Origin of the sequence: Amycolatopsis sp. NPDC057786 (assembly GCF_042797905.1) — a bacterium.
GTDB lineage: Bacteria > Actinomycetota > Actinomycetes > Mycobacteriales > Pseudonocardiaceae > Amycolatopsis.
In genome coordinates this window covers 63,319-89,065 of record NZ_JBHVKW010000021.1, presented here as the reverse complement: position 1 = coordinate 89,065, position 25,747 = coordinate 63,319, and the positions used below count along the sequence as shown (strand labels likewise).

The following is a 25,747-nucleotide window of genomic DNA, read 5'->3' as shown; positions in this document are numbered from 1 at the left end:
GTCCCGGCGGGCCGCTCAGGGAAGGGCTTTCACGGCGGCCGCGGTGGCGTCGGCCAGGAGTTTGTTGTCGATCTTGGCGTCCTTCTCGGACCGGTCGGTCAGAACCGAGATGACGATCGGCGCGCGGCCCGGCGGCCACACGACCCCGATGTCGTTGCGGGTGCCGTAGGACGCTGTTCCGGTCTTGTCGGCGACCGGCCAGCCGGGCACCCCGGCGCGGATGTTCTGGTCGCCGGTGGTGCTGGCCCGCATCATGTCGACCAGGATCTTGCGTTTGTCCTCGGGGAGCGCGTCGCCGAGGGCGAAGGCGCGCAGGCTCACGGCGAGCGCGCGCGGGGTGCTGGTGTCCCGGGTGTCGCCGGGCGCGGTGTCGTTGAGTTCCGGTTCGATCCGGTCGGCGTGGCTCGTCGTGTCGCCGATCCCGCGCAGGACCGCGTTGAGCCCTTCGGGGCCGCCGAGTTCGCGGAAGAGCAGGTTCCCGCCGGTGTTGTCGCTGTACCGGAGGGTCGCGTCCATGACGGCGCGCAGCGGCATGCCCGTCGCCACGTGTTTCTCCGTGACCGGCGAGTTCACGACCAGGTCCTTGCGTTCGTAGGTCACCGTGCGGTCCAGGTCGGCGACCGGCGTCCGCTGCAGGACGCCGCCGGCGCTGAACACCTTGTGCGTCGAGGCGTAGGCGAAGCGTTCGTCGGCGCGGAAGGCGACTTCGCGGCCGGTCGCGGTGTCTACCGCGTACACCCCGAGCCGGGCGCGGTAGGTGCGTTCGAGCTGTTCGAAGTCGGTTCGCCCGGTCGCCGCGGCAGGCGAGGAGGTGGCGGCCGGCGGCTGCGCGGGCGTGGGTGTGGAACACGCGGCGAGTGACGCGACCGAGAGCGCCAGCAGGGCGGCCCAGCGGCGAGAAGTGACGGACACGGTGGTTCCTTTCAAGATCGTTCGATGTCCGCAGTCTGTCCACCGCCGGTCATGCTGTCCAAGACACGAACGCCCTCTTTCATGCGTGATCGGCATAGTATGTGGTCGTGGACCTGATCGGGAGCTGCCGGGCGTTCGTGAGCGTGAGCGAGGCCGGGACCTTCACCGCGGGGGCCGCGATCGCGCGCATCCCTCAGCCGGTGGCGAGCCGCCGGATCGCGGCGCTGGAACGGCATTTCGGCGAGCGGCTGTTCGACCGCTCCACCCGCCGCGCCGTGCTCACCCCGTTCGGCCGGGACATGCTGCCGTCGGCGAAACGGCTGGTGGCGCTGGCCGACGCCATGGAGCACGACGCGCAGCGCGCCAAACTGCGGCCGATGCGGCTGGCGATGCCGGACACCTGCACCGTCCGCGAGCTCGCCGAACTCGACGCGGCGGCGCGAGCGCTGGACGTCTTCCTGGAGTTCCGGCAGGCGCCGCCGGGGGAGCGGGCGGAACTCGTGCGCACACAGGAGGTCCGCGCGGCGCTCACCGCCGTTCCCGCCGAAGAGGGCACGTGGACGGTGCCGCTCGGGCTGGCGGGCGGGGGAAGGTCGCGGGCGGGCGCACTCCATCTGGAAACGCTGCGGGTCGGCCGGTCCGGCAGACCGCCCCGCCGGGTCTGGATCCAGCCCGAGGACGACGTGCCCCATATCCGGGACCGGCTCTTCCGGATCCGTGACTCGGTGGGCTTGCGGCCCGCGCAGGTGTCCGTCGCCGACGCGCTCACCGCGGCCGCCGCGGCGGTGTTCGGTTCGGACGATCTCCTGCTGTGCTCGACGGCCCAGGCCACCGAATTCGGCCTGAACTGGCGGCCGATCGGGGAGGCTCGGCTCTCGCGCGGGTTCGAGATCACGGCGGGGCCCGGCGAGGACGCGCAGCGGCTCCGGGCACGATTGTGGCCGGACATCGCCCGGTGTCTCGGCGCGGAGGAGACGACATGAACACCGAAACGCTGCTCCTCGGGCTGCGCGCCGAACTGGACGACGGCGGCCTGCGCGGGTCGTTCCTCGTGCGCGATCTGCGGACCGGATACGAGATCGGCATCGACCCGGATCTGGAGTTCCCGAGCGCCTCGCTGGTGAAGATCCCGCTCGCCGCGGCGACCCTGGAGCGGATCCGCCGGGGCGAACTGGACGGGGCCACGCCGGTCGAGGTCGAGCCGGGGCGGGCCACCGCGCCCGGGCCGACCGGGCTGACACGGTTCCGGCATCCGGCCAGGGTGGCGATCGACGACCTGCTCTACCTGGCGATGGCCATCAGCGACGAGACCGCCGCCGACGCGCTCTTCGCGCTGACACCGCCCGCCGTGGTCACCAGGATGACGCGCGAATGGGGCGTTTCCGGGATCACCGCGCGGCATCCGGCCGCGGACCTCAGCGACACGCCCGCCGAACGTTTCGCCCCGGCCGACGTCCACCTCGCGCACGCGCTCGCGATCAACGCGGGCACCGCCGGGCAAGGTCATCCTGTTCCGCAGCTCGACGTCACGCGCGCGAGTTCCGGCTCGGCCAGGGCGTTCGTCAATCTGCTCGAAGCGCTGTGGAAACCGTCCAAAGTGGACGAAAAGGTGGCGGCGCGGGTCCGTGAACTCATGGGGCTGAACCTGTTGCGTCAGCGGCTGAGCCCCGATTTCGTCTCCGACGCCACGAAATGGTCGTCGAAGACCGGCACGGTGCTGAACCTGCGGCACGAGGTCGGGGTGGTGGAACACGCCGACGGCGGGATTTACGCGATCGCCGTGCTGACCGGGTCCCGGGTGCCCGCCGCGATCCAGCCGGAGGCCGAAGTGCTGATGGCCCGCGTGGCGAGGGCGCTGCGGGACCACCTGCGCGAAGGGTGACGTCACGTTCTCCGCGTTTGCGTGCCATCCGGTCTGGGTATCAGCGGGCCGTGCTCGACCACTCGTATTTCCCCGAACTGACGGACCAGCGACTCGTCGTCGACTACGACGATGCCGACGACCCGGTCCTGCTCCGCGCCGACGGATCGCCGATCGACACCTGGCGGGAGAACTATCCCTACACGACGCGAATGTCGCGTGAGGAATACGACGTCGTGAAACGGTCGCTGCAGATCGAACTGCTGAAACTGCAGTACTGGATCAAGGACACCGGCGGCCGCATGGTGATCCTGTTCGAAGGGCGCGACGCGGCAGGCAAGGGTGGCACCATCAAACGGTTCACCGAACACCTCAACCCCCGGGGCGCGAGAGTGGTGGCGCTGAACAAGCCCACCGAGCGCGAGCAGGGTGAGTGGTACTTCCAGCGCTACGTGAACCATCTGCCCACCGAGGGCGAGATCGTGCTGTTCGACCGATCCTGGTACAACCGCGCCGGCGTCGAACGGGTGATGGGCTACTGCACGGACGAACAGTACGAGCGGTTCATGCGGCAGGCACCGACGTTCGAGCAGATGCTCGTCGACGACGGGATCATCCTCGTCAAGCTCTGGTTCTCGGTGTCGAAGTCCGAGCAGCGCACCCGGTTCCTCATCCGGCAGGTCGACCCGGTGCGGCAATGGAAACTGAGCCCCAACGACATCAAGTCGCTCGACCGCTGGGACGCCTATACCGAAGCGAAGGTCGCGATGTTCCGGTCCACCGACACGGAGATCGCGCCGTGGACGGTGGTCAAGAGCAACGACAAGAAACGCGCGCGGGTCGAGGCGATGCGCAGCGTCCTCGCTCGCGTGGACTACGCGGACAAGGACGAGGACGCCGTCGGCGAGCCGGATCTGAAAGTGGTCGGTGCCGCGGCGACCCTGCTGGAAGAGGGCGAGGACGAGGCATCGCTCAGCCCGACTCCGATCGCGCCGTCGCCCGACCCAGACCATGGCCCTGGGCTGCACCCGGAAGAGAACTCGTGACTCGCGAGATACGGCTCTGAACACGTGAGTTACGCCGGAGCCGCGCGATGTCGAGATCCTGCCATGTCGGGTATCCGCCATCTTCCGGCCGTGTGGGAAAGCTGATCACCCGTCTTTACTTCACGTACGGACGTCGGGGGCTCCTGTCGAAAGGGATCATGGTGATCAGTAGGACGAGAAAGACGCGGAGGGGCACGGTGGCGGTGGTCGCCGGTGCGTTCCTGGCCTCCGGCCTGGTGCCGGCTCCGGCGGCGGGTGCGGCTCCCGCGGTCAAGGCCGAGCCGGACACCGCGGTGCTCGCCGGCGCGCTGACCAAGCAGGCCGTGGCCTGGGGCGAGTGCTCGTTCCCGTCGGTCGCGCCGGCGACGGAAGCGGAACTGAAGAAGGTCAAGGGCCTTGCCTGCGCCACCGTCCAGGTGCCGCGTGACTGGCACAACCCGCAAGACGGCAACACCATCGGCGTCCGCGTCTCCAAGACGGCGACCGCCTACCCCGGCACCGGCAGGCAGGGCATCGCACTGGTCAACCCCGGCGGGCCCGGCGGCGAAGGTCTCCCGTGGGGCGCCGCGATGGCGATGCGCAGCCCCGTGCTGGCCTCGCAGTACGACTTCGTCGGCTTCGACCCCCGCGGTGTCGGCCAGAGCACCCCGCTGACCTGTAGCTACACCGTCCCGGACAGCACGGATCAGAACGTGATCAGCCGGGCGAAGGTCGAGGGCTGCCTGAAGAACCCGCTGACGAAGTTCATCACCACCGAGCAGACCGCGTACGACATGGACTTCATCCGGGTGCTGCTCGGGGAGAAGAAGACCAGTTACATCGGTTACTCGTACGGCACGTGGCTCGGCACCTGGTACGCCACCACGTTCCCGTCCAAGGCGCATCGGTTCCTGCTCGACTCGTCGACCGACGCGAGCCGCTCGACGCTGGAGAAGACCTGGGACCTCCAGCCGCGCAGCCGTGACCGCCAGTTCCAGGAGGCGCTGCTGCCCTACGTCGCGCGCAACGACGCCAAGTACAAGGCGGGCACCGACCCGCTCGAGATCCGCCGCAACTGGGAGAAGGCGGGCGGCACCCGGGAATTCGCGGGCATGCTCTACGCCGCGTGGTTCATCATCCCGGCGATGTACGACACCAGTCAGTACCCGTCCGCGGCCTCGATGGTGGCCGCGCTGGCGAAGGGACCGGCGCCTGCCGGGACCGACGCGGAGAAGTTGGAGCAGGTCGTCGCGAAGGCGCTCGCCACTCCAGGGCTGACCGACGCGAACAAGGCGTTCCTGAACAAGGCCAAGGGCAACGCGCTGGAGGCCATCGCGAAGAAGGACTCGGTCGAGCGCAAGGCCTCCTACCAGGGCGGCGCCGAGGTCGAGACCTGGGACGCCGCGTTCGAGGCGATCCGCTGCCAGGACGGCCAGTGGAACCAGAACCTGCACTACTGGAATTACTGGCAGGCCGACCTGACCGTGAACGCGCCGTTCATCGCGCCGATCATGGCCCTCTCCGGCGCGCCGCTGTGCGCGTTCTGGCCGACCACCAACGCCAAGCCCGCGCCGGACGCCAAGACGTTCCCGAAGCTGCTGATCGCGCAGACCGAACTCGACGCGGCCACGCCCTACGAGGGCGCACTCGCCACCGCGAACGCACTGCCGGGCGCCAAGATGATCAGCGTCGACAACGAAGGCAGCCACGGGATCTTCCCGTACAACACCGACTGCGTCGACGACCCGATCGTCGCCTACTTCCAGACCGGGTTCACGCCCAAGAAGAAGTTCACCGGCTGCCAGGGCCTGCCGCTGCCGGGTGAGGACAAGACGGCGGAGGTCGGCGGCCACCTCGGGCACGACGGGAAGATCAAGATCAAGATGATCACGCCCCAGGTGCGCAAGGCGAACGAGATCGTCCGTGAGCTGCTGGAAGGCACCGCGACGCCGGAAGCGGACGAGAAGGGCATGCCCGCCAACGCGTAGGCGCTGTCCCGTAAGTGGGGTCGTGAGTGATAGGGATGGTTCTAGCCGTCTTATCACTCACGACCCCCGTCATGAGATCGCTCAAACCGCGCTAATCGGGCGCCATCGTCGCGGAGAGGTCTCTTGTGGGCAGAGGGCTCGGCGGTGGTGTCCCGCGGGTGGTCGTGCGGCCGGCGCGTGTCGCGAAAGCCACTTTCGCGACGTCTAGTGTCCCGAAAGTGGCTTTCGGGACACCTGGGTGCGGAGACCGTCAACAGGACTTATAGGACACCGCCTGGTCCCAGACGAGAGGATCCCGCGGTCCGCGGGAGCCTTTGGCATGATCCGTGACGCTTTCGTTATCGGTTCAGGCGCACGATCAGACGCCTTTCCCCCTCAAGACCTGTGAGCGGAAACAGCCGGTCCGCCAGGCGTGACATCGATGTCACGTCGATCGATCCCGGGGTGGGGGAGGAGAAGCGTCATGCTCGCCGAGTCGCGAGGCCTGTCGATGGAGGCCGAGCAGCTGTACCGGGCCCTGCTGGACGGGCGCCCGATCACGCCCGGCGCCGAGCTGGCGGAGCTGGAGCGGTTCGGCCTGGTCCGGGCGGGCGCGTCCGGGGTCGAGGTGTGCCCACCGCGGGCGGCGCTGTCGGCGTTCGCGGCGCAGCACGAGGCCGCGGCGATCCGCGCGCGGGAAGCGGCCGAAGTGCTCGGCGCCGCCTACTCGCTGCGGACGGGCCGGGACGCGGACTTCGTCGAGGTCCTGCGCAGCCGGGACGAGGTGATCGCCACCTTCGAAGCCATGCAGACCCAAGCGGGTGTCGACATCGTCGCGCTGGACCCGGGGTCGTACATGAGCCCGAAGGCCGAAGTGAGCACGGTGCAGCCTGGTTCGATGGCGCGCGGCATCGCGTACCGCGTCGTCTACGACTCGTCCGTGCTGCAGCACGACGACGGATTCGCCCAGGTGCAGTCGAGTATCGCCCTCGGGGAGCAGGCGAGGGTGTTCCCAGGGCTGCCGTTGAAACTGGTGATCGCCGACAGCAACCGGGCGCTGATCGCCGTCCCGAATTCCGACGCGGGTGACGTCCTCGCCCTGCTGATCCATCCGTCGATGCTGCTGAGCGCGCTGATCGAGTTGTTCGCGTCGTTCTGGCGGATGGCCGTGCCGGTGCGGGCGGGTGGTCCGGACGACGCGGCGGCGGCGCAGGAACCGACCGTCGCCACGCGCCGCCTGCTCGCGTTGCTGAGCGGAGGCCTGACCGACGAGGCGATCGCGCGCGAGCTCGGCATCAGTGAGCGGACGGTGCTCCGCCGGATCAGCCGGTTGCAGGAACTGCTCGGCGCGCGGACCCGGTTCCAGCTGGGAGCGCAGGCGTCCCGGCAGGGCTGGCTCTGAAGCGCGGACATTTCGTCCCCAAGTGACAAGCGGAGGGCACCCTTTCTCACGCCCCCGTGAGCACGTCCGCGCTTTCGACCGCGTTCCATCATCCTTTCATTGACACTCTTCCCGCGACGTCCATACAGTTCCGGGCAGATAAAGAACGGTCTCCGGAATGGAATCCGCTTTCGGCAACGGCGCCGTTCCGAATTCACCCGCTCCTGTACGAGTCGTCACAACGAGGGGCCATGGAAACCATTTCGGAATCGGTCGTCGCCGCCCACGCGCCGGACGACGCACGCGGCGGGGAGTCGTTCGCGACGCTGTTGAGGTACTGGGCGTGGCGGCTCGGCGACGACGTCGCGGTGACCTACCTCGACCATCGTGCCGGGGCGGAGGGCCGGGCGATCACCCTGTCCTGGCGCGAACTCGACGACCGGGTCGACGCCCTCGCCACCCGGCTGACCGGGTTCACCGGCCAGGGGGACCGGGCCGCGATCCTGGCCCGGCAGTCCGTCGACTACGTCGTCGCCTTCCTCGGCGCGATCCGCGCCGGGCTGGTGGCGGTCCCGTTGTTCTCCCCGGACCTTCCAGGGCACGCGGGCAGGCTGGCCGCCGTGCTCGCCGACTGCGCGCCGAGGGTCGTGCTCACGACCACCGACGGACTCGACGCCGCCGCCGGTTTCCTCGCCTCGACGGATTTCGAGCGGCCCGCCGTGCTCGCCGTCGACACCACAGCTCCGGTCGCGGCCGGTGATCGCTCCTGGCCGCGACCGGAACCGGACGGAGTGGCCTATCTGCAGTACACGTCCGGTTCCACGCGGACGCCGGCGGGCGTGATGCTGACCCACCGCAACGCGCTCACCAACGCCCGTCAGGCTTGCGACGCCTACGCGATCGAAACCGGGACGACGTCCACCGTCAGCTGGCTGCCGCTCTTCCACGACATGGGCCTGATCCTCGGGATCGGCGCGCCGCTGGCGGCGGGCGCGGCGTCGGTGCTGATGGATCCGCACGCCTTCCTGGAACGTCCGTCACGGTGGCTGCGCGCGCTCTCGGCCAGCCCCGGTGCGATCAGCGCGGCACCGAATTTCGCTTATGCCTACGCCGCTTCCCGGGTCACCGAGGCCGAGAAGAGCTACCTCGAACTGAGCCGGGTCGTCTCGCTGATCAACGGCAGCGAGCCGGTTCTTCCTTCGACCATCGCGAAATTCCACGGGGCCTTCGAGGAATGCGGGCTGCGCCCGGAGGTGCACCGGTCCTCCTACGGGCTGGCCGAGGCCACGGTGCTCGTCTCCGTCACCGAGGCGGGCAAGGCGCCGCGGCAGGTCGCCTTCGACCGCGACAGCCTCGCCGCCGGGCTGGCCGCGCCGGCGCTCCCCGGCGCGGCGTCCACCACCCTCGTCTCGTGCGGATTCCCAGTGGGACAACGGGTCCGCATCGCCGATCCGGTCACCGGCGCGCTGGTCGAACCGGGCAGGGTGGGGGAGATCCAGGTCAACGGGCCGAACGTCGGCGTGGGTTACTGGGGACGGCCCACCGCTTCCGATGGCGTCTTCGGCCTTCCCCCGATCGACCCGGACTCCGGCGCGGGCTGGCTCGCGACCGGGGACCTCGGCGTGCGGTACGAGGGCGAGCTGTTCATGACGGGCAGGCTCAAGGACCTCGTCATCGTCGACGGCCGCAACCACTACCCGCAGGACATCGAACAGACCGTGGAGTCGCATCCCGCGGTCCGGCCGCATTCCGCCGCTGCATTCGCGATAGAGCACGAAGACGGCGAAGCGGCGGTCGTGCTGGTTGAGCGTGCCAAGGAGAGCGAGGCCGACCTCGCCGTGGCGGCCACGGAGATCCGGAGGGTGGTCTCGGCCGTGCACGGGCTGCGGCCGCACGACGTCGTCTTCCTCGCGCCGGGCGAAGTGCCGCGCACCTCCAGCGGCAAGATCAGCCGCGCCCGGTGCCGGAAGTCCTATCTGGACGGTTCGCTGACCGCGCGGCGGCTCGGGTGACCGCGGAGATCCGGGCCTGGCTCATCGCGCGGGTGGCGGAGCGGACCGGGGCACCCGCGGACCACGTCGATCCGGACCGGCCGCTGCACGAGAGCGGGCTTTCCTCGCGGGAGTCGATGGAACTCGCGGCGGAGCTGGGCCGGTACCTCGGCCGCCCGTTGCCGCCGACCCTGGTGTGGCAGTACCCGACGATCGCCACCCTCGCCGATCGTCTGTCCACAGTGGAAGATTCGGCGATCGTGAGCGGTGAAGGACGTGAAGAGGAACCGATCGCGATCGTCGGTGTCGGCTGTCGCCTGCCCGGCGGCGCGGATTCCCCGGAGCGCTACTGGCGGCTCCTGGACGCCGGACGCGACGGCATCCGCGAGGTTCCCGAGGATCGCTGGGATGTCCCCGCGCGTGGCGGGTTCCTCGGCGACATCGCCGGTTTCGACGCCGAGTTCTTCGGTATCACGCCGGGCGAGGCCGAAGCGATGGATCCCCAGCAGCGCATGCTGCTCGAAGTGACGTGGGCGGCCCTGGAGCACGCCGGGATCCCGCCGTCCACGCTGCGGGGGAGCCGGACCGGGGTGTTCGTCGGGCTTTCGGCGGGTGAGTACGGCCACCTGACGATGGCCGATCCCGCCACCGTCGACATCTGGTCCGCCACCGGCGCCGCGACGAGTATCGCCGCCAACCGGCTGTCGTACTTCTTCGACCTGCGCGGGCCGAGTCTCACCGTCGACACCGCGTGCTCGTCGTCGCTGGTCGCGGTGCACCAAGCGGCGCAGAGCCTGCGCCGCGGCGAATGCGGGACGGCACTCGCCGCCGGGGTGAACCTGCTGCTCTCACCGGCGGTCACCGCGTCCTTCCAGCGGGCCGGGGTGCTGGCTCCGGACGGGTACTGCAAACCGTTCGACGCCGCCGCCGACGGCATCGCCCGCGGCGAGGGCTGTGGCGTGATCGTGCTCCGGCCGCTGAAGGCCGCCCGCCGCGCGGGCGACCGGGTGCTCGCGGTGATCCGCGGCAGCGCGGTCAACTCCGACGGCCGGTCCAACGGTCTCGTCGCGCCCAGTCCCGGCGCGCAGGCGGACCTGTTGCGGGACGCGTACGCGGCGGCCGGGGTTGATCCGTCCACTGTGGACTATGTGGAGGCGCACGGGACCGGGACCGAGGTGGGGGACCCGATCGAGGCGGGTGCGCTCGGAGAAGTGCTCGGAGCCGGACGCGAACCCGTCCGCCCGCTCCTGATCGGCTCGGTGAAGGGAAATCTGGGCCATCTGGAGGGCGCGGCCGGAATGGCCGGGCTGATCAAGGTCGTTCTCGCGATGGTCCACCGGCGGCTGCCGCCGACCCCGCATCATCACGAACCCGGCCCTCATGTCGATCTCGCCGGTCTCGGCCTCCGGGTGGTGGACGCCGGGACGACCTGGCCGCGCTACTCCGACGTCGTGCGTGCCGGGGTTTCCGCGTTCGGTTTCGGTGGCACCAACGCCCACGTCGTTCTCGAAGAATGGCCTGCCGCGTCGTTCGCCGCCCGCGGGACGGAGACCGGGCGGCCGCGGATCTTCGCGCTGTCCGCGCGATCGGCGGAGGTGCTCCGGGCGCGGGCCGCCGATCTGGCGGACTGGCTCGAAGACCCCGCCCACCGGTCGATCGCGCTGGACACGGTCGCCGCGACACTGGCCCGGAGTCGTGATCACCTGCCCATCCGCGGCGCGGTCATCGCGGAGGGACGCGACCGGGCGGCTGCCGCCTTGAGGGAGATGGCCGCCGGACGCGCGAGCGCCGACGTCGTCCTCGGCGAGGCCGGGCCTGTGCCGGGGGTCGTGTTCGTGTTCTCCGGCTACGGCTCCCAGTGGCCGGGGATGGGCCGTGCCCTGCTGCGCACCGAGCCCGCGTTCCGGGCCGAGGTGGAGGCACTCGATCCGGTGTTCCTGGCCGAAGCGGGGTTCACCCTGAGCGGCGTGTTCTCCGGCGCGCGCGACCTGCCGGATCTCGCGGCGACGCAACTCGCGTTGTTCGGGATGCAGCTGGCCCTCGCCGCGCTCTGGCGCGCGCACGGCGTCGTGCCTGCCGCGGTGCTCGGGCATTCGATGGGTGAGGTCGCGGCCGCCGTCGTCGCGGGGGCGCTGGACGTCGCCGACGGCCTGCGCGTGATGGCCACCCGCGCCCGGTTGCTCGCCGAGGTCGACGCGTCCGGCGACGGCGCGATGGCGGTGGTCGAACTGTCCCCGGCCGAACTCGCCGACCTGGAAGCGGATTTCCCAGGGATCACCGTCGCGGTGTACGCCTCGCCGGTCCAGTGCACCGTCAGCGGCGCCGCCGGACAGGTCGAGGCGCTGGTCTCGCACGTCGAGAGCCTCGGCAGGCTGGCGAAGCGGTTGCCGGTCGGGGGCGCGGGCCATTCGCAAGCCGTCGACGCCGTTCTCGGCCGGTTTCGCGCCGAACTCGGCGACCTTTCTCCGCGACCGGTGGAGATTCCCTGCTACAGCAGCGTTCTCGACGATCCACAAAGGTCAGTGGTGTTCGACGTCGAGTACTGGGCGGCGAATCTGCGCCGTCCTGTCCGCTTCAGCCAGGCACTGGCGGCGGCGACCGCCGACGGCTACGGCGTGTTCGTCGAGATCTCGCCGCATCCGGTGGCACTGGCCGCGATCGAGCAGAGCACCGGCGCGCTCGCGTTTCCGACGGCGAGCCGCAAGGGCGACGAGCGAGTGGCGTTCCTGACCACGCTCGCCCGACTCCACACCCTCGGGCTGCCCGTCGTGCTGGACGACGGCGGCCCCCGGCCGCTTCCCGTCGAACTGCCGGGTCCGCGCTGGCGGCACCGGCGGTTCTGGCCACGACGCCCGGCGACCAGGACCCCTGGCGCACATCCGTTGCTGGGTGTCCACATCGAACAGCCGACCGGCGGTGGGCACCTGTGGCACGCGGACATCGGGACCGAGGCGCTGCCGTGGCTGGCCGACCACGCGGCGATGGGTGTCCCGCTGTTCCCCGCCGCCGGATTCCTGGAACTCGCGCTCGCGGCGGCGAAAACGGTCCAGCGGCCCGGTGGGCGGCTGCGCATCGGCGGTCTCGAACTGCACCGGGTGCTCCCGCTCGCCGCGCACACCGAGGTGACGACCAGCCTGAACACCGGAAGCGTGGACGTCTACGCGCGGTCCGCGGACGGCGGCTGGGTGCGGCACGCCACCGCCCGCGTCCGCGAGGGGAACACCGCGGTGGTGCCGTTCGGCGCGGTCGGCGCCGACGCCCGGCCGATCGACCTCTATCAGGTGCTGGCTGGGGCGGGGCAGAGCTACGGTCCCGCTTTCCGTGGGCTGCGCGACGTTCTGGCCGCGCCGGGCCGGGCTTCGGCGTCGATCACCCTGCCCGCCGACGATGCGGCGTACGTCCTGCACCCGGTGATCGCCGATGCCTGCCTGCACGCGCTGGCCGCCGCGGCCGGGGACACGCTGCGCGAGGCCGACGGCGTGTTCCTGCCGCTGACCTTGGGCGAGGTCGTCCTCGCCGGTGATCCGCGCCGCGGTGTCCGGGTCGACGCGGTCCTCGATTCGCTCGATCCGGCGGGCGACGGCCTGGTCGGCGGAGTCCAGCTGGTCGACGCCGACGACGTCGTCCTGGTCGAGTTCCGCGAGGTCTACTGCCGCCGGTTCCAGCGTTCGGCGCTCCCGGTGCCCATGGCGGACCTGCTGTTCGAAACGGTCTGGCGGGAGGCCGGCCTGCCGGTGGCCGCGCAGGGCCCGCGTCGCTGGGTAGTGCTGCACGATGACGCGACGTGGATGACGGAGTTGCGCGAGCGGCTCACCGAAGCCGGGGACGAACTGGTGACGGTCCGGCCAGGGGACCGGAAGGCGCTCGCGGAAGTCCTGAGATCCCGCGAGGTGGCGGGAGTCCTCGTATGGTCCGTTACTTCGGGGCCGGATCCGATGAGCGCGGCGCGGAGGGTCACCGAGTTGTCCGGTGTCCTCGCCGAACTGGTCGAGACCGCGCCGCGGTTGTGGCTCGTCAGCGTGGATGCCTGGGCCGCCGAACCCGGTGAGCGCGGTGATCCAGGCCAGGCCTGGCTGCGTGGGCTGGTCCGCGTCCTCGCTTTCGAACACCCGGAACTGCGGGCGAGCCAGGTGGACTTCGACGCGGAACCGGACCCCGTCAGGCTGGTGGCGGAGATCCGCGCGGACGCGCCGGACGACGAGATCGCCTGGCGCGAGGGCGTCCGGTACACCAGGCTGCTGGCCCGGCCGAAGCTCGGCGAACCTCGCCACGAAACCGTGGTGCGCGACGGCGCTTACGTGATCACCGGTGGTCTCGGCGGGCTCGGCCTGGTCGCGGCGGACTGGCTGGCGGCGCGCGGCGCGACCAGGCTCGTCCTCTCCGGCCGGGGTGGTGCGAGCCCCGCGGTCGAACCGCTTCTGGCGGACCTGCGCGAGCAGGGCGTCGACGTCCGCGTGGTGACCGGTGACATCGCGGAGCCGGGAACGGCCGAATCGCTGGTGGCGACCGCGACCGAAGGCGGTATGCCGTTGCGCGGAGTACTGCACGCGGCCGGTGTGCTGTCCGACGGGGCCGCCGTCACCCTCGACCACGACGCCGTCGAGGCTGTCTGGCGCGCGAAAGCGCTGGGGGCATGGCGAATGCACGAGGCGACGGCCGGACACGAACTCGACTGGTGGCTGACGTATTCGTCGGCCGCGGCGTTGTTCGGATCGCCGGGACAGACCGCTTACGCCACCGCGAACGCGTGGGTGGACGCGCTTGTCGCGTGGCGCCGCGCCGCGGGATTGCCGGCGGCGACCATCGGCTGGGGAGCCTGGGGCGAGGCCGGAGCGGCCGTCGGCAACCGCAACCCCGTGCTCGAACCGCTCGGCACGGAGGAGGCGCTGGCGGCGATGGAGGCCGTGCTGCGCCGTGACCGCGCGTCGACCGGGATCGCCAGGGTCGACGCCGGGACCGTGCTCGCCCTGTTCCCCCGGCTGGCCGGACGGCCGTTCTTCGAGATCCTGGTACCGGGGGAGGAACCGGCGGCCGGATCGTCCACTTGGGACGGACTGGACGCGCTGCGGGCGGTCCTCCCGGAAGCCGCCCGCGAGATGCTCGCCGAGTACCTCGCGGGGCTCGTCGCCGGGATGCTCGGCCTCGCCGCGGACGAGATCGACCGGCGGACGCCGCTCACCCGGCTCGGCCTGGATTCGCTCTCCGCCCTGCGCGCCAAGGGAGTCGTGGAACGCGACTTCGGCCTGACACTGCCGATCCCGCTGCTGCTACGGGGTGCGGGCCTCGCCGAAGTCGCCGACCATCTCGCCGATCAGGCGGGGTTCGGTGAGACAGGCGCTCGGCCAGCCGCGTCGGTCACGGCCGTCGGCCCGCGGGATCCGGCCGAACGCTGGATCGCCCGGCACTGGCAGGCGGAACTCGGCGGCGCGGTGCCCGGCGTCCACGAAGACTTCTTCGCCGCCGGTGGCGATGCCGAAGCGGCCGACCGGCTGCGGACCGTGTTCGCCGGGCAGTTGGGAGCCGTCCCCGAACGGCTCTTCGCCACACCGACCATCGCCGCGATGGCCGACCTGCTGCGCGACGAGATCGAAGGACGCGGAGGCTGTCCTGTCCGGCCGCTGCGCGAAGGCGGTGCGGATCCGGTGTTCCTGTTCCATCCGGCGGGCGGCCCGACGAGCGTCTACGAGGGGCTCGTCCGGCTGCTGCCCGAGGGAAGAGCCGTCTACGGGCTCGAACGGATCGACGAAGAGGACACCGTCGAAGACAAGGCCGAGTGCTATGTCGAGCTGATCCGGGAGATCCAGCCCCGGGGTCCGTACCGGCTGGGCGGATGGTCGTTCGGCGGCTGCCTCGCCTACGAGACCGCGCGGCGGCTGACCGCGGCCGGGGAGCGGATCGATCTCGTGTTCCTGATCGACAGCATCCTGCCGCTGCCCGCGCCGGGGAAGCAGGCCGACGAGATCCTGCTGGACCGGTTCGACCGGTTCGCCGAGCATATCGAGCGGACCTACGGCGTCCCGCTGGACATCCCGCGTGAAGACCTCGCCCGGCTCGGCGACGACGAACAGATCCGGCTGGTGATCGGGAGGCTGGCCGCTCAAGTGCCCGAGCTGGGGCACGGCGTGCTGCGGCACCAGTACGAGTCCTATGTGGACGCACGGGTCGCCGAACGCTACGAGCCGGAACCCTATGCCGGGCGGGTACTGTTGCTGCGCGCGCAGGAGCCGCATCCGCTGACCACCACCCTCGATCCGCGCTACCTGCGCACCGACGACGCTCTGGGCTGGGACGTCTTCTGCCCGGATCTGGAGGTCGTGCGGGTGCCGGGCGATCACCTGTCGATGATCGACCCGCCGCACGTCGAAGTGGTCGCCTCGGCACTCTCGGCCCGGCTCGGGGCCCCGAGGACGGCGAGATCATGACCGACACGACGGCGTTCCGGATCGCCGATCTCGCCGCCCGCCGGGAAGAGCTCCGGACCGCCGAGAAGCGGGCCGTCGACCGGCAGCACGCCAAGGGGAAGCTGACCGCGCGCGAACGGGTCGAGGAGCTGCTGGACCCGGGTTCCTTCGTCGAACTCGACCAGTTCGCCCGGCACCGGTGCACCGAATTCGGGATGGACGCCCACCGGCCCTACGGCGACGGAGTGGTGACCGGGCACGGCACCGTCGACGGCAGGCAGATCTGCGTGTTCTCACAGGATTTCACCGTGTTCGGCGGCAGCATGGGCGAGGTCTTCGGCGAGAAGGTCCTCAAGGTGATGGACCTGGCGATGACGCTGGGCTGTCCCGTGGTCGGGATCAACGACTCCGGCGGCGCGCGGATCCAGGAAGGTGTCGTCTCGCTCGCCTACTACGCCGAACTCGGCAGGCGCAACACACTGGCGTCCGGCGTCATCCCGCAGATCTCGCTGATCATGGGCCCGTGCGCGGGCGGGGCGGTCTACTCGCCGGCGATCACCGACTTCACCGTGATGGTCGACGAGACCGCGCAGATGTTCGTCACCGGGCCGGACGTCGTGCACGCCGTCAGCGGTGAACGGGTCACCGCCCAGCGGCTCGGCGGCGCCGCGGTGAACAGCGAGGTGTCCGGGAACGCCCACCACCGGGCCACCGACGAACACGATGCCATCGACTGGGTGCGGACCCTGCTCGGCTACCTGCCCTCCAACAACCTCGACACCGCCCCGGAATACGTCGACGAGACCGCGCCCGAACCCACCACCACCGACCTCGAACTCGACCGGCTGGTGCCCGATTCGCTGAACCGGGCGTACGACATGGCCGAGGTGATCACCCGGCTCGTCGACGACGGCGACTTCCTGGAGGTGCACAGCGGCTTCGCGCCGAACATGATCTGCGCGTTCGGCCGGATCCGGGGCCGCACGGTCGGTGTCGTGGCGAACCAGCCGCGCCATCGTGCGGGCGTGATCGACATCGACGCCTCGGAGAAGGCCGCGCGGTTCGTCCGGTTCTGCGACGCCTTCTCCGTCCCGATCCTCACCCTCGCCGACGTTCCCGGCTATCTCCCCGGCGAGGCGCAGGAACGGCACGGGATCATCCGGCGCGGCGCCAAGCTGATCTACGCCTACGCCGAGGCGACCGTGCCGAAGGTGACCGTGGTGATCCGCAAGGCCTACGGCGGCGGTTACGCGGTGATGGGGTCGAAACATCTCGGCGCCGACGTCAACCTGGCCTGGCCCACCGCGGAGATCGCGGTGATGGGAGCCGAAGGCGCGGTGCGGGTGCTGCACCGGCACGAGCTGGCCGCGCTGCCCCCGGAACAGCGGACGGCCGAACAGCGACGGCTCACCGAGGCGTACCGCGAACGGCATTCGAATCCGTACCTGGCGGCCGAACGCGGCTACGTCGATCAGGTCATCACGCCGTCGCAGACCCGCCTTCAGGTGGCGAGGGCACTGCACGCGCTGCGGACCAAACGGCAGACGCTCCCGGCCAAGAAGCACGGAAACATCCCGTTGTGAGCAAGGAGAAACGATGAAGCGATCCCGGCGGTGGGGCCTGCTGGCGCTGGCCATGGTCGCCCTGCTCGGAAGCCCGGTCCCCGCGAGCGCGGCGCCCGCGCCGGTCACCGCCGACAACGGCGCGAAGGTCGTCGAGGAGACCTGGCTGGACGCGCGCACCGTCGACCTCAAGATCAGTTCGCCCTCGCTCGGCACCACCGGCATGGTCCGCCTGCTGGTCCCGACGGGCTGGGCAGCACAACCTACGCGGACCTGGCCGACGCTGTTCCTGCTGCACGGCTGCTGCGAACCGGTCGACTACCGCTCTTGGGACCAGTTCACCGACGTCAAGGCGTTCACCGCGGACAAGGACGCCCTCGTCGTCATGCCGACCGGCGGGCCGGCCGGCATGTACACGAAATGGTGGAACTTCGGGCTGAAGAGCACTCCGGACTGGGACACCTTCCACACGCTGGAGGTGCGGCAGATCGTCGAACGCGGCTACCGGGCGGGTACGCGCCGGGCGATCGCCGGGCTGTCGATCGGTGGCTACGGCGCGCTCGCGTACTCGTACAAGCACAAGGGCATGTTCGCCGCGGCGGCGTCCTACAGTGGTGTGCCGAACACCCTCAACCAGGGAGCTCCGCTGTTCATCCAGGGGATCCTGGCCCGTGCGGGGATCTTCAACTACCTCGAACTCTGGGGCGACAGCTGGGGGATGCGGCCGCTCTGGACGGCGAACAACCCGTACGACAACGTCGACGGCCTGCGGGGTACGGCGCTGTACATCTCCTGCGGGAACGGGAAGACCGGCCCGCTCGACCCGCCGGGGCAGTCCGACATCTTCGAACCGCAGGCGCTGGCCTCCTCGGTGAGTTTCACGGATCGGTTGAAGGCCAAGGGGATTCCGGCGACCGTCGACTACTACGGCGACGGCACGCACAGCTGGCCGTACTGGCAACGGGCGCTGCGGAACTCCTGGCCGGTGCTGGCGGGCGGGCTCGGCCTGTGATGTGACCGAACGCGGAACACGCGTGATCAGACCCGTATCTCGCGTGTTTGAAGGCGTAACTCGCGTGCTCAGAGGCCGCACATCGAGTCGCGCCTCCAAACACGCGTGATACGCCTTCAAGCACGCGAGTTCCGCGCCAGCACACCCGCAGGTCGTTCACGGGGCACCGCATCGAGAGGACCAAATGCGGTGAGGTTAGCCGGCGATAAGTTCGGCGAAGCGTTCGGGGCTCACGTTCCCGCCGCTGACGATCACCCCGACCCGTCCCGAAGCGGGCACCTGGCCGCTGAGCAGCGCCGCGAGCCCGGTCGCCCCGCTCGGCTCGATGACGAGTTTCAGCCGTTCGAACGCGAAGCGCATCGCTTCCCGGACCTGGTCGTCGGTGACCAGCGCGATATCGTCGACGAGCCGCCGGTTGATCGAGAAGGTCAGTTCGCCGGGGATCTCGGCGGCCTGGCCGTCGGCGATGGTCCGCGGCACCGGGATCGACACGCGTTCCCCGGCCTCCAGCGAGCGTTTGGTGTCGTCGCCCGCGGCGGGTTCGACGCCGACGACCCGGATCCCGGGACGCACGGCCTTCGCGGCGGTCGAGCTGCCCGCGATCAGGCCACCGCCGCCGACCGGGACGACGAGTGTGTCCAGCGATTCGGTGTCCTCCAGCAGTTCCAGCGCCGCGGTGCCCTGGCCGGCGATCACGTGCGGGTGCTCGTACGGCGGGATGAGCGCGAGACCGCGGTCGGCCGCCAGTGCCTCGCCGATCGCGACGCGGTCGCCGGTGTACCGGTCGTAGGTGACGATTTCGGCGCCGTAGCCCGCGGTGGCGTCCTTTTTGGACTGCGGGGTGTCCTCCGGGATCAGGATGACCGCGCTGCTCCCGAGTTCCCGCGCGGCGAGCGCGACGGCCTGGGCGTGGTTCCCCGAGGAATAGGCTGCGATGCCCTTGGCCAGCTGTTCCGGCGACAGTCGTGAAGCGGCGTTGTACGCGCCACGGAACTTGAAAGCCCCGACGCGCTGAAGGTTTTCGCACTTGATGAACACCTCGGCGCCGACGAGGTCGTCGAGGGTCCGGGAACGCACGACCGGGGTCCGGTGCGCGACGCCCGCCAGGCGGGCGGCGGCGTCACGGATGTCGTCGATGGTCACGGGGGCGGTCATGATGCTCCTTGATCACGGATTTCGGCGAGATAGTTGTAAGCGGAGGCGCGGGAGATCCCGATGCGGGCCGCGACCTGGGGCACGGCCCGCCGTACGGCGAAGACACCGCGCGCGTGCAGGCTGCGGAACAGGTCGAGGCGTTCTTCACGGCTGAGCGCGGTCCAGGGCTTGTTCAGCCGGAGTTGATGCTCGTCGACGATCGCGTCCACCACCGCGTCGACGTCGTCGCCGAAGGTGGTGGTCGGCGTTTCGGCGGTGGTGCCGACGTCGGCGAGTTCGCCGACCAGGGTCTTGAGCTGCCCCAGCGCGGTGACGTCCAGGTTCACGCACAAGGCGCCGAACACCGAGCCACCGCTGTCGCGCAGCAACATGGTCGACGACTTCACGAGCTTCCCGGACGCCGTCCTGGTGACGTAGTTCAGCTGGTCTTCGGCGTCGTCGCCGCGGGCGAGCAGGCCCATGCCGATCTCGCTCATCGATCCGCCCACGGTGCGGTCGGTGACCGAACCGGCGATCGCGACCACCGACTTCTCCGGACGGCGGAAGTCGTGCACCACGACCTCGCAGAACGAGCCGAGCGTCGCCGCGATGCCGTCGGCGACCGGGGCGAGCGCGTCGAGGATCGCGTCCTGGTCAGACATCGCGTACTCGGGCCAAGGCTTCGACCTCGACGACGCCGCCGTAGGGCAGCGACGCGACTCCGACGCAGGTCCGGGCGGGCCGGGGCTCGGCGAAGAACTCTTCGTAGACCCGGTTGAGGCCGTCGCGGTCGGCGATGTCGGTCAGGTAGACGACGACCTTCACCACGTCGGCCCTCGTCGCGCCCACCGAACGCAGCGCGGCGTCGAGATTGGCGAAGGCCCGCGGGCATTCGGCGTCGAATCCGCCGGGCACCAGTGCGCCGGTCTCGGTCACGCCGAGCCGTCCGGACACGGAGACCAGGTCGCCGCTGCGGAAGGCCGGAGGGTACGGATGCTCGTTGGTCACGAGACTGACTGTATAAGGGCTGGACGGAAAGTCCAACAGAATAAGAAGTGACCTTCCGCTCAGACCACCTCGAAGTTCGCCATCATCGCCATGTCCTCGTGTTCGGCGTTGTGGCAATGGAAGACGTAGCGGCCGCGATAGCCGTCGAACCGCGCGATGACCTCGACCGATTCGCCGGGGGCCAGGTCCACGGTGTCCTTGACGCCCCCGTCGAACGGCCCCGGCGGACGCCCGCCGCGCGAAAGGATCCGGAAGCCCACCAGGTGCAGGTGCACCGGATGGTGGATATCGGCGACGAACCGCCAGATCTCCGTGTCGCCGAGGCGCGGGCTCGCCGACATCACGTCCGGTGAGAACGGTTCCCCGCCGATCACCCAGCCCGCGCGGCCGTGGACGGCGCCCGCACGGAACGAGAAGTCCCGTGTGGTGGTCGCCTGTTCGCGGGTGAGCGGCGGGATTTCGCCGAGTTTCGCCGGAACGCGGCTGTCGTCCGCCGCGCGGCGCGCGACGACGAACCGCATGATCCGGGCGGTCGAGCCGATGCCGAGCCGGTTCACGAGGGTGACCTCGGTGCCGATCGGATACCGGCCGAAGTCGACGACGAGGTCGTACCGTTCCGCCGGCGCGATGGGGAGATGGTCGTGTTCGCGCGGCGCGTCCAAGAGGCCTTGGTCGGCGCCGATCTGCACGAAACCGCCTCCGCCGGGCGGCGGCGGGTCCAGCGCCAGGTCGTAGCGCCGGGCGTTGGAGCCGTTGAGGACACGCAGGCGGTACTTGACGGCCGCCACCTCGTGCACCGGCCAAGGCGCGCCGTTGACCAGGATGACGTCACCGAAAACGCCTTCCACGTAAGCACTTTCGACGCCCGGCGTGGTCCGCAGCGTCCGGTCGAGTGAGGGGTAGGCGAAGGCGCCGTGCTCGTCGAAGGACCGGTCGGCGATCATCAGCGGCAGCTCACGGTCCCCGGACGGAAGCCCCAGCGAGTCTTCCTCGTCGTCGCGGATCAGGTGGAACCCGGCCAGGCCCCGGTACACGGCCGGACCGGTGAAATCCATGCGATGGTCGTGGTACCAGAGGGTCGCGGCCCGTTGCCGCAGCGGGAAGACGTAGTCGCGTTCCCCGTTCGAGATCCGGGCGCGGGTGTCGACCATGCCGTGCCCGGTGTGCGCGGTGCTCCAGCCGGACCGCGGCAGGACGAGATCGGTCGGATAGCCGTCGGAATCGGCAGGGGTGTGCCCGCCGTGCAGATGGACCACGGTCGGCACGGGAAGTTCGTTGCGGTGGCGCGCCACCACCGTCCGGTCCCGCCGCGACTCGATCGTCGGACCGGGGAAGATCCCGTCGTAGCCCCAGATCGGCGTCCGGACGCCGGGCAGGATCTCGGCCGTCGCCGCCCGCTGGGTGATCGTGTAGTGGTCGGCGTCGGCGGTCCTTTGTGGACGCAGGACCGGCGGGATCGGCAGCGGTACCCGGAAAGGCTCCGGCAACGGGAGTCCGCTGCGCAGCAACTCGCCGGTCCCCGGAGCGCCCTGGGCGAGCAGGCGGGGAGCCGCGATCCCCGCCGCGACGAGCACGCCGGCCCCGCCGGCGAGCCCGAGGAAGGTCCTGCGGGGCAGCCGCCTGCTCATCGGTCGACCCGCCAGGTCTGCGGCCGCCAGACGGCGATGGTCGTCAGCACCGTCGCGGTGACGAGGGCGACGCCGAGCGGGACGTGCAGATCGAGCGCGCCCTTCATCCCGGCGAGGTACTGCCCGGTCTCGCCCAGCGCGAGCAGCAGGCTGATCCAGAACAGCCAGCGCGGTCCGCGGACCAGCCACAGGACCAGTGCCGCCAGGATCTGCGCGTACGCCAGGTACGACACGGCGTCGGCGCCCCAGCGGTGCAGCCAGAGCATGTCGTAGTCGCCGCCGAGGTAGCCGCCGGCGAACACCGGCTGGCCGATGATCGCGACGGCGTGGGCGCTCACCAGCACCCGGTTCACCACCAGTGTCCCGTTCGCCTTCCGGCTCGGGCCGGTCAGGGTTTCACTCACGTGACCGAACGTAAAAGGCAACGCCTTATGCTGTCCAAGACAAGATTGGTTATCTGCTCATAACAGGCGAGGTATCAGCAGTGGATCTTCTGGCGCTCCGGTACTTCCAGACGGTCGCCCGGCTCGAACACGTCGGCCGCGCCGCCGAAAAGCTGCGTGTCGCACAACCCTCGCTCAGCCGGACCTTGGCCAGGCTGGAGAGCGACCTCGGCGTACCACTGTTCGACCGGCACGGCCGCCGGATCCGGCTCAACCGGTTCGGTACCGCGTTCCTCCGCCGCGTCGACCGGGCGCTGGCCGAACTCGACGACGCCCGGCAGGAACTCGACGACGCCGCCGGGCTGGAACGCGGCACCGTCGCCGTCGCGGCCGAAAGCCTGCTCGTCCTCACCGAACCGCTTCGCACGTTCGTCCCCGGCCATCCCCTGGTGGATGTGCGTCTTTCCCAGGCGCCGGCGGAGGGGATGGCGGAGAAGCTGAAAGCCGGCGACGTCGACCTGTGCGTCACGTCGCAACCGTTGACGGGCAACGACATCCGCAGCCGTGTGCTGCTCGACGAAGCGGTGATGCTCTGCGTGCCCGCCGGGCACAGGCTCGCCGAACGCGGCAGTGTCAGCCTGGCGGATCTCGAGGGCGAGCCGTTCCTCACCACTCGACCCGGCTACTGGCAACGCGCGCTCGTCGATCGTCTTTTCGCGAAGGCCGGGCTCGAACTGCACGTCGTTTGCGAGGGAGACGAGGCCGCGGTGCTCTTTCAGCTGATCGACGCGGGTCTGGGCATCGCGTTGGTGCCCTCTCTGGGGCTGCGCGCCGTCACCGGTTCGGCCGTGGTCTGGCTCGACGTCGACGATCCCGAATGCCGCCGCGTGCTCAGCGTCGCGTGGCGCGAGGACACATACCTTTCCGTTGCCGCCCAACGGTTTCGCGACCACCTGGTCGACCACTTCCCCGCACAGGCCGGGCCCCGGCCGCGGTGACCGGGGCCCGGCGCGGCGTGGTTACGGGTTGAGCGTGACGCTGTACGCGCTCATCGCCTCGCCGATGGGCTGGAAGTACGAGCTTCCGCCGCCCTTGCCCGAAGTGATGCCGAGGCCGACGCTGCCGGAGAAGAGGCAGCCGCCCGAGTCGCCGGGGTTGACCAGCGCGTTGGTCTGGATCAGCTGGTGCACCGAGCCTTCGGCGTAGTTGACCGTGACGTTCAGCCGCTGCACCGAACCCGAGGTGAGCCGCGTGGTGCTGCCGCTCTTGCTGATCCGCTGCCCGACGGTGGCCGTCCCGGCGGAGGCGATCCGCTGGGTGGAGCCGTTCCACAGGGTGACCGCGCCGGGCGCGCTGCCGGTGGTGTTGCGGATCAGGCCGTAGTCGTTGGTCGGGAAGCTGGCGCCCTGCGACGGTCCGACGTTCCACTGCGAGACCGCGCGGGTGCAGTGACCGGCGTCGAGGATGTAGTTCTGGCCGCCGCGGTTGGTGTTGAACCCGGCCGAGCACCGGGTGCCGCCGCCGGTGATGGCCTCACCGTTGTAGATCGCGGTGTGCATCTCGCCGGTGGTCCGCTCCACGCGGACACGGTCGCCGAGCGCTTCGGCGGCCTTCACGAGGGCTTCGGTGCCCTTCGCCGCGTCGGAGATGGTCAAGACCACCTGGTTGGCTTTCGGATCGAGGCCGATCGACGTGTGCGTGACCGACGGCAACGCCTGCAGGGCGTTCTGCGCCCCCGCCAGCGCGGCGCTGGAGTGCTTGACCACCCTGGCCTGCGCCCCGGTCGCGGTCACCTGCTCCGCGGCGGCCTGGTCGAGCACGTTCACCACCGGCCTGGCGGCGTCGTCGAGGTACCCGTCGGCCGCGCGGGAGCCGAGCGACGCGGTGACCTTCTGCAGCTTCTCGACGCTCGCCGTCTGCGTCCGGAGGAACTCGACGGCGGCGGCCTGGCTGATCCCGGCTTCGGCGGCGAGGGACGTCACCGCCTCGTGCTGCACCGTGGGGGAGTAGCCCGCGATGGTGGTGGCGGTGGCCGTGGACGGGGCGAGGAAGCCGATGACCGCGGCCGCGGCCACCAGTGTCGTGGCGGTACGGGCTAAGGGGTTTGTGCGCATACCGGTGACTCACTTTCGCGAGGGGACATCCAGCGCGAGGGGTGGTGCACTGGACACAGTGGGTAGCCGGGTGCGGCCAAGGCGACCCGGCGCCGGTGATCCGGTGCCGATCATGGTGATCCGCCGCACCGGTGGCGGATACCGACTTTCGTTGGACAGGAAGAAAAATAGGTACCCGCCGTTCGGTCTACCGACGGATACGCGCACAGCAAACGGTGATCACGCGAGTGCGGCGTCGAGGGCCAGCCGGGCGAAACGCTCCCCGATGAGCCGGTGCGTGGCCGCGTCCGGGTGGAGGGCGTCGGGCAGCGGCCGCTCGGCATGGTCCGCCTCGCCGTACAGTTCGAGGCCGTCGACGTAGCGCAGGTTCGGATCGGCCGCGCTCCGTTCCTTGACGATGCGGGCGAGTTCGTCGCGGATCACGGTGAGCGTCAGCTTCCCCGAGGCGGTCTCCGCGGGATCGCCGGTGGCCCTGAACCGCACTTTCCCTTCGCGCAGGGCGTCCGGGTCGAACTCGCCCGGCCCGGGTGTGTGTTCGTGGATGGGGCAGTGGATCGGCGAGACGACCAGCAAGGGCGCGGTGGGATGGCCTTCCCTGATCGTGTCGAGGAAACCGTGCACCGCCGGGCCGAACGCGCGCAGCCGCATCAGGTCGGCGTTGACGACGTTGATCCCGATCTTGACGCTGACGATGTCGGCGACCGTGTCCCGCATCGCGCGGGCGGTGAACGGGTCGAGCAGCGCGCTGCCGCTGAAGCCCAGATTGACCAGCTCCACCCCGGCGAGGGCCGCGGCCGTGGCGGGCCACGTCCCGGTCGGGGTCGTCGCGTTGGAACCGTGACTGATGGAGCTGCCGTGGTGCAACCAGGTCGGGCGGCCGCTCGACTGTGCACTGTGGACCGAAGCGTCGGTGCGCAGGCCGACCAGCAGGGTTGTTTCGTTGTGCGGCAGCCAGATTTCGACGGTCTTCTCATGGCCGGGCAGGCCGTCGAACCGCAGGGTGCGCACAGGGCCTGGCTCGTGCCTTGCGGTACCGGTGGCCAGGTCGACGCTGATCGTGTCGCCGTCGGCCACGCTCGCCCGCGCCGAGAACTCGCCGTCGACGAACAGTTCGTAGACGCCGTCGGGACGGGGCGGTGTGCCGACGAAGACCCGTTTGGTGGCCACGACGTCGAGTTCGACGAGGGACGCCGCGGTGCGGAAGACCAGCCGCACGCCGGACGGCTGCGACTCGGCCATGGTCAGCTGACCGTCGGGGATCTGCTGCCTGGCCCGCGCGGGCAGCCGGTGGGGGAGCACGCCGCGTTCGGTGGATTCGAGGTCGAGCGCGCCGCGGACGAGGTCGGCGGTGATCGGGGTCGTGAGCAT

The 25,747-nt window shown here is 70.3% G+C and carries 18 protein-coding genes; 10 read left to right on the top strand and 8 right to left on the bottom strand.

All coding sequences use genetic code 11. From position 1 onward, the window contains the following. Nucleotides 1-15: 15 nt before the first annotated feature. On the bottom strand, nt 16-912 hold the full coding sequence (bla, locus tag ACFVM3_RS14955) for a class A beta-lactamase (protein ID WP_378438991.1): 897 nt from the start codon (nt 910-912) through the stop codon (nt 16-18). Nucleotides 913-1,013: 101 nt separating this feature from the next. On the opposite strand from bla, the gene ACFVM3_RS14950 reads away from it, so the two are divergent. From ACFVM3_RS14950 to ACFVM3_RS14910, 9 genes are all read left to right on the top strand, one after another. After that, on the top strand, nt 1,014-1,895 hold the full coding sequence (locus ACFVM3_RS14950; protein ID WP_378438989.1) for a LysR family transcriptional regulator: 882 nt from the start codon (nt 1,014-1,016) through the stop codon (nt 1,893-1,895). Beyond that, the gene (locus ACFVM3_RS14945) at nt 1,892-2,794 is read left to right on the top strand and encodes a serine hydrolase (RefSeq protein WP_378438987.1); all 903 of its coding nucleotides are present in this window, start codon (nt 1,892-1,894) and stop codon (nt 2,792-2,794) included. Before ACFVM3_RS14950 ends, ACFVM3_RS14945 begins: the two co-directional genes overlap by 4 nt. Nucleotides 2,795-2,811: 17 nt before the next feature. Further along, on the top strand, nt 2,812-3,819 hold the full coding sequence (gene ppk2, locus ACFVM3_RS14940) for a polyphosphate kinase 2 (RefSeq protein WP_378438985.1): 1,008 nt from the start codon (nt 2,812-2,814) through the stop codon (nt 3,817-3,819). Nucleotides 3,820-4,016: 197 nt separating this feature from the next. Beyond that, nucleotides 4,017-5,786: an alpha/beta hydrolase gene (locus ACFVM3_RS14935; protein WP_378438983.1), complete on the top strand. Its 1,770-nt coding sequence runs from the start codon at nt 4,017-4,019 to the stop codon at nt 5,784-5,786. Between the two features lie 463 nt (nt 5,787-6,249). After that, the gene (locus tag ACFVM3_RS14930; RefSeq protein ID WP_378438981.1) at nt 6,250-7,167 is read left to right on the top strand and encodes a helix-turn-helix domain-containing protein; all 918 of its coding nucleotides are present in this window, start codon (nt 6,250-6,252) and stop codon (nt 7,165-7,167) included. Nucleotides 7,168-7,397: 230 nt separating this feature from the next. Next, nucleotides 7,398-9,158 carry a fatty acyl-AMP ligase gene (locus ACFVM3_RS14925; RefSeq protein ID WP_378438979.1) on the top strand — a complete coding sequence of 587 codons (1,761 nt, stop codon included), beginning with the start codon at nt 7,398-7,400 and terminating at the stop codon, nt 9,156-9,158. Beyond that, nucleotides 9,155-15,559, top strand: coding sequence for an SDR family NAD(P)-dependent oxidoreductase (locus ACFVM3_RS14920; RefSeq protein WP_378438977.1), 6,405 nt, complete (start codon nt 9,155-9,157; stop codon nt 15,557-15,559). The genes ACFVM3_RS14925 and ACFVM3_RS14920 overlap by 4 nt, the downstream gene beginning before the upstream one ends. Then, on the top strand, nt 15,556-17,121 hold the full coding sequence (locus ACFVM3_RS14915) for an acyl-CoA carboxylase subunit beta (protein WP_378438975.1): 1,566 nt from the start codon (nt 15,556-15,558) through the stop codon (nt 17,119-17,121). The genes ACFVM3_RS14920 and ACFVM3_RS14915 overlap by 4 nt, the downstream gene beginning before the upstream one ends. 13 nt (nt 17,122-17,134) lie before the next feature. Continuing rightward, nucleotides 17,135-18,112 (top strand): alpha/beta hydrolase, encoded by a 978-nt coding sequence (locus ACFVM3_RS14910; RefSeq protein ID WP_378438973.1) that lies wholly within the window; start codon nt 17,135-17,137, stop codon nt 18,110-18,112. A gap of 195 nt (nt 18,113-18,307) precedes the next feature. Here ACFVM3_RS14910 and ACFVM3_RS14905 read toward each other — a convergent pair whose 3' ends face one another. The 5 genes from ACFVM3_RS14905 to ACFVM3_RS14885 are packed head-to-tail and all read right to left on the bottom strand — an operon-like array spanning nt 18,308 to nt 22,286. Beyond that, complete coding sequence (locus ACFVM3_RS14905) at nt 18,308-19,267, bottom strand: pyridoxal-phosphate dependent enzyme (protein ID WP_378438971.1); 960 nt, start codon at nt 19,265-19,267, stop codon at nt 18,308-18,310. Beyond that, the gene (locus tag ACFVM3_RS14900) at nt 19,264-19,908 is read right to left on the bottom strand and encodes a transcriptional regulator (RefSeq protein WP_378438969.1); all 645 of its coding nucleotides are present in this window, start codon (nt 19,906-19,908) and stop codon (nt 19,264-19,266) included. The genes ACFVM3_RS14905 and ACFVM3_RS14900 overlap by 4 nt, the downstream gene beginning before the upstream one ends. Further along, a complete protein-coding gene (locus ACFVM3_RS14895) occupies nt 19,901-20,254 on the bottom strand; it encodes a RidA family protein (protein ID WP_378438967.1) in 354 nt (117 codons plus the stop codon). Before ACFVM3_RS14895 ends, ACFVM3_RS14900 begins: the two co-directional genes overlap by 8 nt. Before the next feature lie 59 nt (nt 20,255-20,313). Next, nucleotides 20,314-21,882, bottom strand: a complete 1,569-nt coding sequence (locus ACFVM3_RS14890; protein ID WP_378438966.1) for a multicopper oxidase family protein — start codon at nt 21,880-21,882, stop codon at nt 20,314-20,316. Further along, nucleotides 21,879-22,286 carry a hypothetical protein gene (locus ACFVM3_RS14885; RefSeq protein WP_378438964.1) on the bottom strand — a complete coding sequence of 136 codons (408 nt, stop codon included), beginning with the start codon at nt 22,284-22,286 and terminating at the stop codon, nt 21,879-21,881. The genes ACFVM3_RS14890 and ACFVM3_RS14885 overlap by 4 nt, the downstream gene beginning before the upstream one ends. An 80-nt stretch (nt 22,287-22,366) precedes the next feature. Here ACFVM3_RS14885 and ACFVM3_RS14880 point away from each other — a divergent pair, with 80 nt between their 5' ends. Beyond that, the gene (locus ACFVM3_RS14880) at nt 22,367-23,263 is read left to right on the top strand and encodes a LysR family transcriptional regulator (protein ID WP_378438962.1); all 897 of its coding nucleotides are present in this window, start codon (nt 22,367-22,369) and stop codon (nt 23,261-23,263) included. 21 nt (nt 23,264-23,284) lie between these two features. Here the strand turns inward: ACFVM3_RS14880 and ACFVM3_RS14875 are convergent, their stop codons facing one another. Beyond that, a complete protein-coding gene (locus ACFVM3_RS14875; RefSeq protein ID WP_378438960.1) occupies nt 23,285-24,379 on the bottom strand; it encodes a S1 family peptidase in 1,095 nt (364 codons plus the stop codon). A gap of 219 nt (nt 24,380-24,598) precedes the next feature. Further along, nucleotides 24,599-25,747: a GDSL-type esterase/lipase family protein gene (locus ACFVM3_RS14870; RefSeq protein ID WP_378438958.1), complete on the bottom strand. Its 1,149-nt coding sequence runs from the start codon at nt 25,745-25,747 to the stop codon at nt 24,599-24,601.